14 protein-coding genes, 1 tRNA gene and 1 pseudogene are annotated in these 13,312 nt (G+C 58.5%); 9 read left to right on the top strand and 7 right to left on the bottom strand.

The features are described 5' to 3' along the window. The first annotated feature begins 1 nt into the window (after position 1). Both ctaD and AC1D08_RS30260 read left to right on the top strand, forming a co-directional pair. The gene (gene ctaD, locus AC1D08_RS30265) at positions 2-1,597 is read left to right on the top strand and encodes a cytochrome c oxidase subunit I (RefSeq protein WP_477424739.1); all 1,596 of its coding nucleotides are present in this window, start codon (positions 2-4) and stop codon (positions 1,595-1,597) included. A gap of 59 nt (positions 1,598-1,656) precedes the next feature. Further along, positions 1,657-2,277 carry a Tim44/TimA family putative adaptor protein gene (locus tag AC1D08_RS30260; RefSeq protein WP_477424737.1) on the top strand — a complete coding sequence of 207 codons (621 nt, stop codon included), beginning with the start codon at positions 1,657-1,659 and terminating at the stop codon, positions 2,275-2,277. A gap of 113 nt (positions 2,278-2,390) precedes the next feature. Here AC1D08_RS30260 and AC1D08_RS30255 read toward each other — a convergent pair whose 3' ends face one another. Both AC1D08_RS30255 and AC1D08_RS30250 read right to left on the bottom strand, forming a co-directional pair. Next, positions 2,391-2,687, bottom strand: coding sequence for a hypothetical protein (locus AC1D08_RS30255; protein WP_477424735.1), 297 nt, complete (start codon positions 2,685-2,687; stop codon positions 2,391-2,393). A gap of 77 nt (positions 2,688-2,764) precedes the next feature. Continuing rightward, positions 2,765-4,300 (bottom strand): FAD-dependent oxidoreductase, encoded by a 1,536-nt coding sequence (locus AC1D08_RS30250; protein WP_477424733.1) that lies wholly within the window; start codon positions 4,298-4,300, stop codon positions 2,765-2,767. A gap of 603 nt (positions 4,301-4,903) precedes the next feature. On the opposite strand from AC1D08_RS30250, the gene AC1D08_RS30245 reads away from it, so the two are divergent. The 3 genes from AC1D08_RS30245 (at position 4,904) to AC1D08_RS30235 (ending at position 6,202) form a co-directional block, all read left to right on the top strand. After that, positions 4,904-5,368, top strand: coding sequence for a group III truncated hemoglobin (locus tag AC1D08_RS30245; protein ID WP_477424731.1), 465 nt, complete (start codon positions 4,904-4,906; stop codon positions 5,366-5,368). 55 nt (positions 5,369-5,423) lie between these two features. After that, positions 5,424-5,885 carry an RrF2 family transcriptional regulator gene (locus tag AC1D08_RS30240; protein ID WP_477424729.1) on the top strand — a complete coding sequence of 154 codons (462 nt, stop codon included), beginning with the start codon at positions 5,424-5,426 and terminating at the stop codon, positions 5,883-5,885. Between the two features lie 173 nt (positions 5,886-6,058). Then, a complete protein-coding gene (locus AC1D08_RS30235) occupies positions 6,059-6,202 on the top strand; it encodes a hypothetical protein (protein WP_164482338.1) in 144 nt (47 codons plus the stop codon). A 451-nt stretch (positions 6,203-6,653) separates the two neighbouring features. On the opposite strand, the pseudogene AC1D08_RS30230 reads toward AC1D08_RS30235, so the two are convergent. Further along, positions 6,654-6,895, bottom strand: a pseudogene (locus tag AC1D08_RS30230) (ABC transporter permease); the annotation flags it as partial. A gap of 730 nt (positions 6,896-7,625) precedes the next feature. Next, complete coding sequence (locus tag AC1D08_RS30225; protein ID WP_457154194.1) at positions 7,626-8,510, bottom strand: LysR substrate-binding domain-containing protein; 885 nt, start codon at positions 8,508-8,510, stop codon at positions 7,626-7,628. A gap of 168 nt (positions 8,511-8,678) precedes the next feature. Here AC1D08_RS30225 and AC1D08_RS30220 point away from each other — a divergent pair, with 168 nt between their 5' ends. Together AC1D08_RS30220 and AC1D08_RS30215 are read left to right on the top strand one after the other, a co-directional pair. Continuing rightward, on the top strand, positions 8,679-9,047 hold the full coding sequence (locus tag AC1D08_RS30220; RefSeq protein WP_457154193.1) for a nuclear transport factor 2 family protein: 369 nt from the start codon (positions 8,679-8,681) through the stop codon (positions 9,045-9,047). Positions 9,048-9,099: 52 nt separating this feature from the next. Continuing rightward, positions 9,100-9,909 (top strand): MBL fold metallo-hydrolase, encoded by an 810-nt coding sequence (locus AC1D08_RS30215; protein WP_457154192.1) that lies wholly within the window; start codon positions 9,100-9,102, stop codon positions 9,907-9,909. 88 nt (positions 9,910-9,997) lie between these two features. Here the strand turns inward: AC1D08_RS30215 and AC1D08_RS30210 are convergent. Further along, positions 9,998-10,074: transfer RNA gene (locus AC1D08_RS30210), tRNA-Ala, on the bottom strand. A gap of 81 nt (positions 10,075-10,155) precedes the next feature. On the opposite strand from AC1D08_RS30210, the gene AC1D08_RS30205 reads away from it, so the two are divergent. Beyond that, complete coding sequence (locus AC1D08_RS30205; RefSeq protein ID WP_457154191.1) at positions 10,156-10,515, top strand: YybH family protein; 360 nt, start codon at positions 10,156-10,158, stop codon at positions 10,513-10,515. Between the two features lie 123 nt (positions 10,516-10,638). Here the strand turns inward: AC1D08_RS30205 and AC1D08_RS30200 are convergent, their stop codons facing one another. Beyond that, positions 10,639-10,941: a DUF982 domain-containing protein gene (locus tag AC1D08_RS30200; protein WP_457154190.1), complete on the bottom strand. Its 303-nt coding sequence runs from the start codon at positions 10,939-10,941 to the stop codon at positions 10,639-10,641. Positions 10,942-11,239: 298 nt separating this feature from the next. Between AC1D08_RS30200 and AC1D08_RS30195 the strand changes: the two genes are divergently transcribed. Further along, complete coding sequence (locus AC1D08_RS30195) at positions 11,240-12,697, top strand: NCS1 family nucleobase:cation symporter-1 (RefSeq protein ID WP_477424728.1); 1,458 nt, start codon at positions 11,240-11,242, stop codon at positions 12,695-12,697. A 38-nt stretch (positions 12,698-12,735) separates the two neighbouring features. On the opposite strand, the gene AC1D08_RS30190 is transcribed toward AC1D08_RS30195, so the two are convergent. Further along, positions 12,736-13,275: a DUF1697 domain-containing protein gene (locus tag AC1D08_RS30190; protein WP_457152006.1), complete on the bottom strand. Its 540-nt coding sequence runs from the start codon at positions 13,273-13,275 to the stop codon at positions 12,736-12,738. Positions 13,276-13,312 lie beyond the last annotated feature (37 nt).

The raw sequence follows: 13,312 nt of genomic DNA, 5'->3' as shown, positions 1-13,312 counted from the left end.
CATGTCCAATCCAGCCACGACGTTGGATGATCACAGGCCCCGGTTTCTCGTCCGGTGGCTGCTCTCGACCAACCACAAGGATATCGGGACGCTTTATCTGATCTTCTCGATCATGGCAGGAGTACTCGGCACCGCCCTCTCGGTGCTGATCCGGATGGAGCTTCAGGAACCGGGACTGCAGATATTCGCCGACCCCTCCGTCTACAACGTCGTCGTCAGCGCCCACGGGCTGGTCATGATCTTTTTCGTTCTCATGCCGGCGCTGATCGGCGGCTTCGGCAATTGGATGGTGCCGATCATGATTGGCGCGCCCGATATGGCTTTTCCGCGCATGAACAACATTTCCTTCTGGCTCCTGGTGATGTCGTTTATCCTCTTCATCACCTCGATGTTCGTTCCAGGAGCACCCGGCACGCTCGGTCATGGCGGCGGCTGGACGCTCTATCCGCCACTGTCGACCTCAGGCCAGCCCGGCCCCGCCGTCGACCTCGTCATCCTTTCGATCCACCTTGCAGGAGCGTCATCGATCCTCGGTGCGATCAACTTCATTACGACCATTTTCAACATGCGCGCACCCGGCATGACGATGCACAAGATGCCTCTGTTTGCCTGGTCGATGCTGGTCACCGCCTTCATGCTGCTGATGTCGCTGCCCGTGCTTGCCGGCGCGATCACAATGCTGCTCACGGACCGCAACTTCGGCACGACTTTCTTCGTGCCCGAAGGCGGCGGCGATCCGATCCTATACCAGCATCTCTTCTGGTTCTTCGGCCATCCCGAAGTCTACATCATGATCCTGCCTGGATTCGGCATCATCAGCCATGTCATCTCGACGTTCGCCAAGAAGCCGATCTTCGGCTATATCGGCATGGCCTATGCGATGGTGGCGATCGGCGCGATCGGTTTCGTGGTTTGGGCTCACCATATGTATACGGTTGGCCTGTCCGCCGACACCCAGCGTTACTTCGCCTTCGCCTCGATGGTCATCGCCGTTCCAACCGGGGTGAAGGTGTTTTCGTGGCTGGCGACCATGTGGGGAGGATCGATCGAGTTCAAGACGCCGATGCTATGGGCTCTCGGCTTTGTCCTGCTCTTCACCATTGGCGGCGTCACCGGGATCATGGTCGCTAGCCCCGGCATCGACCGCTCGTTGCACGACACCTATTTTGTGATCGCCCACTTCCACTATGTGCTGTCCTTGGGCGCGGTCTTCGCCATCTTCGCCGGCTTTTATTACTGGTTCCCGAAGATGACTGGCTACATGTACAGCGAAACGCTGGGCAAGCTGCATTTCTGGCTGATGTTCATCGGCGTCAACCTCGTCTTCTTCCCGCAGCATTTCCTGGGCATGGCCGGTATGCCGCGACGCTATGCCGACTACCCGGACGCATTTGCCGGCTGGAATTTCATTTCGTCGATCGGGTCCTACATTTCAACGGCCGGACTTGTCGTCTTCTTCATCACGGTGGCGGAAGCTTTCAGCCGCAGACGCCAGGCTGGCGCCAATCCATGGGGCGAAGGGGCGACCACGCTCGAATGGCAACTGCCATCGCCGCCGCCCTTCCATCAGTGGGAGAAGCTGCCGCGCATTCTCTAGCTTCGCCTCCTGTTCCGAATCGGCCTGCTGTCACTTCGATATTTTGTCGGGAGAACGGCATGAACGAGACCGCAGATCCAAACAACCAGATCCTGCTCGTGGCGATCATCGCGTTCTATTGGGCGTTGCTGGGCATTTGGGATCAACTTCTGCCGCGCTCGGGAGAAGACAAGGCCAAGCGAGACGATGCGCCGACGGACAGGCGGACCAGCGGTGCCGAACACACTTCCTCCGCCGACACCTCCTCGGAGGGGATTCGAAAGATCGACCCGGATTTCGACGTCGCCGCGTTTCTCGCTGGCGCCAAGACAGCCTATGAAATTATCCTGCGGGCCTATGCGGACAGTGACATCCAGACGTTGAAGCGCCTTGTCGGGCCGGAAGTGCTTGATGCCTTCGAGCGAGCCATTGCCGGACGCCGGGATCGCGAGGAGACGCTGCATCTCACCTTCATCGGCACCAGCGAAGCGAAGGTCGTCGATACTCTCGAGGAGGACGGTACCGCTGAGGTTGTTGTTCGGTACGTTTCCGACGTGGTCAGCGTTACACGCTCGGCCAACGATGCGATCGTCGCCGGTGATCCCGAGCAGATCGTTGGGGTAATCGATACGTGGACGTTCGCCTGTGAAACGCAGTCAACGAAGCTGAATTGGATGTTGATTGCCACGGACGGCGGCTAACAGCATGTGCCGTTCCGATAAGTCCGCCTGACAGCTGATGGCTTATGAGCCGTTCACCCGAACGATCATTGCTGTGAGAAGGGCGCCGGCCGGCGTGCTCGTGAAATTCTCGGTTACTCGAACATGATCCGAGCGGTACCTCTTTCGGCGATCAACAATCTCCGAACCTCCTGGATCCGCTCAGCCTGTTGTTTGGTATAGGGTCCCATCGGCCGGGTCTTTGCATCGCCGCGACAGACCCGGCAATACCAGTGGCCGCTGTCGCAGAAGATTTCAACCGAGGTCGGCGTATCGTCGGACGCCTCGTCGGCGACGCCCTTAATGAACTTGACGATCTTTGAATAATGCTGAGCATGTGCAAACGTGTGCAAACCGTTGTTAGTGTCAAGTTCCTGTTGCATAGTGGACATCAGTCAAACTCCTCTCGGTCGCGATGGCACACCGTTCCGTCATATTGGCTACGCTCTCCGGTGCCCGAGAGTGCTTGCTAGTTTGCGATTTGGCGCTCCATTTCCACTTCGGCCTCTAAACTTTCAATGTCGCGAAAGATCGAGGCGACAGCCAACGTGCGTCCTTCGCGTTTGAAGTGGAGCAGGCAATCCTTCGCTGTGATATCCCCATCGACCGCGATCTCATCCCATTGCCCGGCATGCCCGACATAGTTGATGGAAACGTCATAATGCTGACTCCAGAAGAACGGCACAGCCGCGAATTTCTCCCGATGGCCGAGCATGTTCCTGGCCGCTGTTTGCCCCTGTCTCTCGGCAACCACCCAATGCTCGACGCGAATGTTCTCGCCGCTGTGAGGATCTGGCCATCTCGCAATGTCGCCGGCCGCGAAGATCCCTGGCTCGCTCGTTTCCAGGAAGGCGTCCACGACGACACCGCGGTCAAGGCTGAGACCAGCCCTTTCGGCAAGCCCAGTCCGCGGTCGCACGCCGATGCCGGCGACTACGAAATCCGTAGCCAACGTATCGCCGCTGCTGAGTTTCATCTTCCTGCCGTCGATGCTGCTCGCCGTATCCTCGAGATGGAATACGACGCCATGCTCCTCATGGAGGGCCCGGATGAAGTCCCCCATTTGCGAACCCAGTACCCGCTCCATCGGCCGTTTATCCGGCGCGACGACATGAACTTCGATATCCCGCGCCCGCAGGGCGGCGGCGACCTCGAGTCCGATGAAACTGGCGCCAAGCACGATCGCGCGGCGTGCCTTGGCCGCCCGTTCGATGATCGCCTGGCAGTCTGCGAACGAGCGCAGCGTGCGGACGTGTGATTGGTCGGCTCCGGGGATGGTCAGGCGAACCGGTTCGGCCCCCGTGGCAAGCAGCAGCCTGTCGTAAGGAATCCTGCCTTCATCCGCGAGGACAACCTCGCGGGAATGCAGGTCGATGTGAACGGCCTTCGTATTGAGACGTAGGTCGATATTGTTTTTTAAATAGAACTTCTCCCCGCGGAGCGGGATCCAATCCTCCGGTGCCTTTCCGGCGAGGTAGTCCTTGGAAAGGTTCGGTCGGTCGACGGGCGCCGCTTGGTCATCGCTGATCATGACGATGCTGCCCTGGTACTGCTCGCGCCGCAGTGTTTCGACCGCTGCGAAACCAGCCGCGCCCCCGCCGACAATGACGATTTTCCCGGGAATCTGGCCAGAGCTCCCATCGCGCGGTTTCGGCGCCGTCCACGTGCGCTTCTTGCCCACGAATATCCGATCGTCGCGCTGTTCCACCGACCAGCAAGCGAGTGGATTGAAGGCAGGGGCGTGCAAGGCCTCGCCTGTGCGCAAATCGAAGCACGCGTGATGCCAGGGGCAGCGGACGGTATCCCCCACTAGAAGACCTTCGACGAGCGGCCCGCCGTAATGTGTGCATGTCGCCGCGATGGCGAAGACCTCGGTCCCTCGGCGCACCAGCAACACCTGCTCGTCGCCGTAATGGCCGACAAGCTTTCCGCCATCGGGAAGATCGGACAACGAGATGCCCCGGAAAAAATCCGGTCCGGTCGGCTTGCTTTGGTCTTGGGTCATTGCCTTCTCCATTGGGGATCCAGGATCTGAAAAGTCCTGATCGAGAAGCGGGAATTCCTCCAGGTAATCTTTGAGTTCAACGGCAGCTTCTCGCTATTACCGACATCGTGCAAACGAATTTAATCGGCGGTTGCATGCAAATTTAATGATAGGAACAGGCGGACCGGCGCATCTAAAGGATCGCTTGCCCCGTCTTGCGCCAGAAAGAGGCCCCTTCGGTGAGCGGGTGTCTGGCAAGATTCCGAGCACAGTCGGTGGCCCGGCCGCGATATCGGCGCCTGTGATGTGATCGCGGCCTGTTGGCATAGAGAGGGGTGATGGTGCTCCATACGGAATGCCCAACCTGCCAACGCCATGAGCACTCCAAATAAGCCTCGGCCTTCAGCAGAGTGCGGTTCAACGCAAGCCTGCCAAAATGCATTTGCGTCCCCGTCATGATCGGCTTTCTAGAACACACATTGACAATATATGTTTTAGTTGGGATGCTTGCTCGAGTCTATTGCCAAAACACCATGAGAATCGAAACCCGTGTGGCCGGCAGTCTGGCTGTGTCTGGCGTGATGCCAAAAGCCGCCTTGGCCTTGCGGAAATGGGAGCGCGCACATGAGCGGGAACAGTCGGAGCAAGAGAACGATCATCATTGACGGCGTACCGTTGCCGGACGTGCTTGACGAGACCATGATCCATGGTGTGGTTCACGGCTTCTATGATGAAATTCGCCGCGATGAGCTTCTCGGCCCCATCTTCCACCAGAAGATACAGCCCGACGAGTGGCCGCGTCATCTGGCAAAGATGTGTGACTTCTGGTCCGCGACACTCCTGCGAACGACCCGTTATGAAGGGCGGCCCCTGCCGCCACATCTGGCGATAGCCGGCCTTGGCGACGTGCATTTCCGGCGTTGGTTGAAATTGTTTCGCGCCACGGTGCGCCGCATCTGCCCGCCCAAGGTGGCGGCGCTCTTCATGGATCGCGCGTTGCGCATCGCTCACAGTTTTCGTCTTGCGGTCGCCTTCAACCGTGGCGAAACCACGATTGGCATCGAGCCGATTGCCGACAAAGACCTGTGATGGCGAATTGCTCGTGAATGGTTGACGGCACGCCGATCCAAGAAAGGAACCGCCCGTGAGGCTGACCAACTTCTCGGACTACGCTTTGAGGATGCTGATGTACGCGGCCTCTGCTGGCGACCGCCTGATCACAATCGAGGAGACTGCACGCACCTTCGGGGTGTCGAAAACACACCTCAACAAGGTCGCCAATACCCTGACGCGTGGCGGCTACCTGAAAGCAGTCCGGGGCCGTTCCGGCGGCCTTGCTCTGGGGCTCCGGCCCGAGATGATCCGGATCGGCGATGTCATACGGCTGACCGAGCCGGATTTCGCGGTTGTGGAGTGCTTTGCCACCGGAAACCAATGCGTGCTCACCCGCTCCTGCAAGCTTTCGAACATGTTTGGCGAAGCGATGGCCTCCTTCCAGAGCATCCTTGACCGTTACACGCTGGCCGACGTCACACTCATGCCTCAGGATTTCCTCGGCAGGCCGTCATCACCCCAAGTCTCCGGCGCTGCGCAAAGCGGCGGATAAGTTCGACCTCTCCTTCGATCGGAGACAAAACGTTTGGGCCGCGAAGAATAAAGAGCCGCATCATCTCTTCGCCGGATCGATTTGAGGACGGAGCAGACAGCCGTCACAGTCACCTACGCAGGCGCTGCCCCGTTACCGGACACAAGCCGCTTTTCCTCGGATGGAGATGAGCCATGGTTGAACCAAAGAAGAACGAAGAGACAGTCACAAAACAGTTTGAATCTGGTATCGACCCGGACAACAGTTTGCTGCCGATGCTAATCGGCGGGCTTGTTCTGATCGTCATCGGCGCGATCATCGTCATGATGTTTGTCTAGTTTCGGAGTTAGCGATGCGATGGATAATCGGCGAGCCGATTTTCGGAGCTGGAAAGACCAGTCTTGTTCGATTTATTCGGAAAAGATCAACGATCTTCCGTAGAGAGGGGTTTGCAGGGAATGGCGCGTTCGGCCTGATTGGCCTGTGGGGCGTTTTTTGAAGGCCGCCGAGGTCTCGCCCTGTCTCTTAGCGCCGCATCGACCGGTATCGTTGGCCCGCTCGGACCGATTTTGGGCGGGCTCCTCGTCGTGCCCCGCCTCTCTTCGGGCGGGCGAAGGACGGCGATCATGGTTCGCAGATTGGTAGGCACAGGCTGCCAGCATGCGCTGTGTGCGGTTGGCGGCGAGGTCGAAGAAGCGCATGCGCCGCATTTCGTAGCGTTCCTCGAACGCGCCGCCCGCGCTCTATCGCCAACGCCGGCAGGCTCTACCAACGCAAATCCAGTACCATAATCGTGCCAAGCGTGGCGTTGAACGGTTCGATCTTCCAACCGTGACGATGAGCCCGTTGGCAAGCCCGCACAGCAGGCCGACTAGGATCCCCACCACCATACCCGCAGGAATAGCCCAAATGCCGGCATGCGGCGCCACTGTGTTCATGAACATGATGGTGATGCCGATGAAGGCGGCCAATGAGCCGACAGAAAGATCAAGCCCCCCGGACGAGATCACACAAGTCGCGCCGACCGCGATAGTAGACTGTCTCAAATCAGCCAAAAATCGTTCAGTTTACAGTCGACAAGATAGATGGCCCAAATCGCTCAGGCGTAGCAACGAAGCTTGAACTGGCGGTTCAATGAGTGGGGGGGGTAAGGCGGTAGCGCTCTACCGACTCGAACCCCAGATGTGTCTCGATCAAGTTTGCGCCGCAGCTGATTCCGACACTCCAACTTCCTTTATAAGCCCGCGCAGTTCGGCTGGAGGTGCAAGGCAGAAAGTTCGAAAAGCTCCAGGAACCCCCGGAAACTGGACGCCGCGGCGGACAATGAGGTTCACGGATATCTCGGCGAACATCCGCTTTGGAACGGTCAATATCGTCGGCAGAAGAGCGTCCGAAAAGGGCTGTCGGCGACTCCGTCGTGGGAACGAAAAAAGAAGAGAAGCAGAACTTTCGTGTGCGATTTTTGCACACGGACTCCAATAACTATTTGATTTTATTTAGATATCTTCCCCATCCATCATAGGTGCAATGGCTATTCTAAATTCCTGATTTTTCAGCATTTTTCCTTTAACACTAAATCGCTAGACCTTGCCAAGTGCACACGAAATTATCGAATTTTCCCATTCAATCATAGGCAGTCGGCACCGCCTTCCGTCGAGGGGGGCCACCAATACACGAGGATTTCAGCTCCAGGTAATCATCGATGCCATATTTCGAACCTTCCCAGCCGAATTCTGACTGCTTGATGCCTCCGCGCGACGGCTATTTAGAACATCGCAGCGTGTTTACCAGCGCAGTTAGTGCAGCAGGCTGATGCTGGCGACTGGGGTAATACATGAAGAAGCCGGGAATAGGGGGCGTCCAGTTCTCAAGCACTCGAATGAGGCGGTGCTCAGTAACATGCCCCGCAACCTGCTCTTCATAAGCGAGCCCAAGGCCGGCTCCGGTGAGCGCCGCCTGAATCACCAGGTTGGTATCGTCGATTACGAGCGGGCCGTTCACACCGATTGTGATCGCCTTGCGTCCCTGCTCGAACTGCCACCGATACGGACCGTTCGGAAGACGCAGGTTTAGACATCGATGATCATTTAGATCCTTGGGCTTCCGAGGAATGCTTCGTGACGCAAAATAGCCGGGCGATCCCACTACCGCCAAACGCAACTCCTGCGAGACGCGCACCGCGATCATGTCCTTTTGAATATACTCGCCGAGTTGAATACCGGCATCGAACTCGCCTGCGACAATGTCTACGGGACCAGTGACAGTGACAACGTCAAGAACGACGTCAGGGTAAGCCTCGGCGAATGCAGTGAGCCTCGGCAATAATACCATCGTCGCAGCCGACCGTGACATTACAATTCTAAGGCGTCCCGCAGGTCGGTGGCGAACGCTTTGGGCTTTGTCCAGCGCACGAGTAATTTGCTCAAGCGCCGGAGACAGCTCCTTCAAAAGAGCTGCGCCCGCTGCGGTTGGCGCCACACTCTTGGTCGTCCGAGCAAGAAGCTGGAGCTCGAGACGCTGCTCAAGTCGCCGGATCGTGTGGCTCAGGGCGGACTGGGAGACGCCCAGCTTCGCGGCTGCATGTGTAAAGCTTCGCTCGCTGGCGACGACTGCAAACGCAGCGAGTTCATTCAGCTCATTTCCCATGATTTATGAATCTCACTCATGACACCATCCTGTGCAACATATCTAGTCTCATAAGTGCCCTTGTCCTAGGTTTGACCGACAGAAAGTCGACTCGTCACCGGCTTGCCTGGTGCTCGTCGCGTGATTGCCACGTGTACGGAATGGTTGGACGTAACAACGAGGTGACCCATGGATACCGATGTTCGCGCTTTGCGCACCCTGGCACAGACCTATTTTGACGCCGCCTATGAGATGGATGCTGAGAAATTTGCATCCATATTTCATCCCTCGAGTTCAGTGACGAAGGTCGCCGACGACGGCGACGTGGGCGTAACGCCGGTTGCGATGTGGCTTGCAGTCGTCCGCAACACGAAAGCTCCAAAACAACAGGGCGTGAAGCGTGACGACGAGATCCTATCGATTGACGTCGAAAGAGACCTCGCGCTTCTGAAGGTAAGATTGCGGGTGCCGCCACGCCACTTCACGGACCTCTTGTCATGCTTGAAGGTCAACGGAACCTGGAAGATCGTTCAGAAGGTGGTGACTTCGAAAACGTGACGGCTTCAGTCCCGCAATAGAAAATTGGATCACCGCGCTTGGCAGGTTACCCGTGAAATTGCTGTCTCAAAGCCCCAACACCATGGCCTGTGCTTCGGGATCATCGAAGGTTTGGTCGCTCTCCGACGGATATGTCGACCTGCCGGCCCAATTGCTCAGAGATCCGAACGACAAGATATATATGCAGACAGCATCGCCTCAACGGGAAGAGGCGCTCGTTCGACTTTCGGTCAACTGCTTCTTGCTCGATCGCTTCGGCATCGACCGCGTTTTGATAGATTGTGGAGCGGGAGGAAGCTGGGACCCGTCCATGGGCCACCTCGAGAAGGCCATGTTCGAGGCAGGCATCGACACGTCATCCCTCACGATGGTCGCCCTCACCCATGCCCATGGCGACCACATCAACGGTCTTCTTGCGCCTGACGGGCGGCGAGCATTCAGAAACTTGAGCAAGATCGTGATTGCGGAGGACGCCGTTGAGGATTTCCTCGCCGAGCCACGACTAGCGGATTTTCGGCCACTCCTGGCCCCAATCAGTGGAGGAGACCGGCTGGACGAACATTTGCTGGCGGTGGCGATACCCGGGCATGCTCCGGGCCATATGGGCTATCTCCTCAGCACTGGCGAGGACGATATCTTATTCTGCGGCGACCTGATCCACGTTCCTGCTGCACAGTTTGCCCGTCCCGAGCTTACTTGGGCTTATGACACTGACGAGTCCATGGCGAGGGCTAGCCGGATCAAGCTGCTCCAAGACGCAGCGGGGGCACAAATTTGGCTAGCCGGCGCTCACCTAGGACGACCAGGCATCGGCAGAATAGTCAAAGAGGGGCATGGATATGCGTTTATTTCGGCCCTGTAGCCCAGTTGCAGAACGACGATGGAATGTACTGGCGAGACCATTGCATGCGCTCGCGCAACGCGTCGAGGTTCGCAGTTTCATACCGAAGTGGCGCACCCGACACGATTCGAACGTGTGGCCTCCACCTTGCGAGGGTAGCACTTTGTCCAGCTGAGCTACGGGTGCATCCTGCTTACGCTAGTCCCGGTCCGACACGCCTAGAGCTTTTGCGATATGATTCCGACTAGATGACGTGCGGAGGTCAGCATGGACGACACAGCCGACAGAGAACCTGTCTACGATCCCCAGCAACTGGAGCCGTTGCTGGTTTCGCGGCAGCACGCGGGCGACGTCGACGGCATGACGGCTCTGTTCGAACCCGATGCGGTGATCGACCGTGGCGGCGGAAATTTGCTGCGCGGCAAGGAGGCCATCCACAACTACTATGCCGAAATCGTCGCGTCAGGACGGAAGTTTGCCGTGGGCGAGCAGCGGCCGGCGCTCGTTTGCGGCGACCTTGCCCTCACATCGACCCGACTTCCCGATGGCGACGTGACCAGCGAGGTTGCCCGTCGGCAACGCGACGGCACCTGGTTATGGGTGATCGACCGTTATTCCGTCACCTGAGCCACCTGAGGCAAGCGCCTGATCCGGAGGATCTTTCGACCGCTGATGTCGGGGCACATCTCAAACCAAGACCCGCGCCGTCACGGCGCGAGACCCTCGCATGACCGTCAAAACAACAGGCCCTTACCGCCGCAGCGCGTACACCTTTGCCATGCTTTCGCTGGCTGCCGGTAACGCCATGTCATCGTCGAGAAGGCGCGTGATGCGGGCAAAGCCTGTGAACGCTTTCCTTGCTTCCTCGGGCGACATCTGGCCCGACATTGCGGCCGAGCAGCAATTGAGCGCGCACTGATAGACTGGACCGCGCCGTCCTGTCGGCCATTTCCTCAAGAACACCATGGCCTCGGCAACACTATCGATTTCTTCAGCAGGATACCCCTGCCCGCGCGAAATCCGCACAGGCGAAAAGAAGTGCAGATAATCCATTATTTCCTCCCGGTTGACCGCGATGCACGCGATCGAACCCTACGAAACGTACCATCCACGATTTGGTTCCGTGTAAAGAAGCGGAATCATAAAAAAATCGCCATATGCCGAATTTCGAATCATTCGACCGGCAAACGCAAAACGGCCCACCATTGCGCCCCGTCGATAATCGCAGTTCTCATTGAATATCTTTAAGGCCAAAGCCGGCAAATAGGTTGCTTGTCCGTTCCCCGACGTCAGGCTTACCCTGCGTGCGGCCAACGCGTGAGGGCGCGTGCTGCAAAAGGGGAACATTGCAATGACAATACAGGGTGCTTCACCTGACCTGTACAACGAGGATCTGGCTCCGGCCAAAATTCGAAACTGGGGACCATTCTCGATCTTCAACGTCTGGACGTCGGACGTTCACAGCCTCTGGGGCTACTACCTAGCTGCCAGCCTGTTCCTATTCTGTGGCGGCTTCGTCAACTTCATAATCGCCATCGGCATCGGTTCGCTGATCATCTACGCGCTGATGAACATGGTCGGTTATGCCGGCGTGAAGACTGGCGTGCCCTATCCAGTGCTCGCCCGCGCCTCATTCGGCATCTGGGGCGCCAACATACCGGCGCTGGTGCGCGCCATCGTCGCCTGCTTCTGGTACGGCGCGCAGACGTCGGCAGCCTCCGGCGCCATCGTGGCACTCTTGATCCGCTCGCAATGGTTCGCCGATCTCAACGCCAACTCGCATTTCCTCGGTCATTCCGGCCTGCAAGTGATCTGCTTCGTCGTTATCTGGGCGCTGCAGCTTCTGATCATCCAGCGCGGCATGGAGACGGTGCGCCGCTTCCAGGATTGGGCGGGTCCGGCGGTCTGGGTGATGATGCTGATCCTGGCGATTTACCTATGCGTCAAATCCGGAACCTTCGCCTTCACCAGCGACATCCCGATGGACGTGCTGTTGGAGAAGACCAAGGATGCGGGCGTGCCAGGCACGCCGGGCTCGTGGACCGCGCTGTTTGCGGTGGCCGCGATCTGGGTGACCTATTTTTCGGCGCTCTATCTCAACTTCTGCGATTTCGCCCGCTATGCGCCCGATCAGGCGTCGCTGCGCAAGGGCAACATCTGGGGCCTGCCGGTCAACCTCATTCTGTTCTCGCTGGTCGCCGGCGTCACCACCATTGCCGCCTATGATGTCTATCACGAGGTGCTCCTGCACCCCGACCAGATCTCGGCGAAATTCGACAGCTGGTTCCTGGCAGCCCTTGCGGCCCTGACCTTCGCCGTGGCGACGCTTGGTATCAACGTCGTCGCCAACTTCGTGTCGCCGGCCTTCGACTTCTCAAACGTCTTTCCCAGGCAGATCGACTTCAAGAAGGGCGGCTATATCGCGGCGCTGATCGCGCTGGTGCTCTACCCCTTCGCGCCGTGGGAAGGCAGTGCCGCCTCCTTCGTCAACATCATTGGCGCGACGATGGGACCGATCTTTGGGGTGATGATGGTTGACTACTATCTGATCCGCAAAAGTGAGGTCGACGTCGAAGCACTCTATCGCGAGGACGGCGAGTTCCGCTTCCAGGGCGGCTGGCACGTCAATGCCTTCATCGCCGCCGGCATTGGCGCCATCTTCTCGTCGATCCTGCCCAACTTCACCAACTGGCTGCCGTCCTGGTGGGGTGTCTATGGCTGGTTCTTCGGAGTTGGCATCGCCGGCACCATCTACTACGTGCTGCGCACTGCGGCTTTGGGCGCTGGCGCCAAGACCGCGAAGGCCTGACAGGCATCGTCCGGGGCGGCGCAAAGCCGCCCCGGATCCTATGCGCCGACCATTTCGGCCAGTTTGCGCACCGTGTTCCAGTTGCGCGACGTGCCGATACCCAGACGTTTGTGGCTCGTTGCCGCCAGAAGCCGCGAACTGGGCCTCTCACGCGAAAAAACAACCCAGATGTCGCCACCGATCGACATCACCTTCTCGTCCGCGGCGGCATAGGTCTGGAGCGCCGTTACAGCATCCATGGGCGCGGGTTTGCGCATCACGCGCACCGCCACCTGGTCGCCAGCTTCGGCGGACTCACCCGGGAACGGATTGCCGGCGGCAAGCGTCCGCCAGTCCTCGGCACCGCGCACGATGATATCGACATGCCGGCCGAAGGTTTTTTCGAAGGCTGCTTCCAGCCGTTGCTCCAGATCAGCGACGGCCGTTGCCGACGTCTCGAAGACCAGGTTGCCGGTCGCAACCAAGGTGCGAACATTCTTCAGGCCGAGGTCTTCCGCCATCGCCTTCAGGTCGACCATGACGAGCCGCCGTCCCTCGCCCAGGATGATGCTGTAGAGGAGCGCGACGTAGGTCTGCATCGCCTACAGCCGGATGATTTTAGGCCGAATCGACCTG

This window comes from Mesorhizobium sp. P2_E6, from assembly GCF_056403835.1.
Note: the sequence above shows the minus strand (reverse complement) of the source record. Positions and strands in the feature narration are given on the sequence as shown.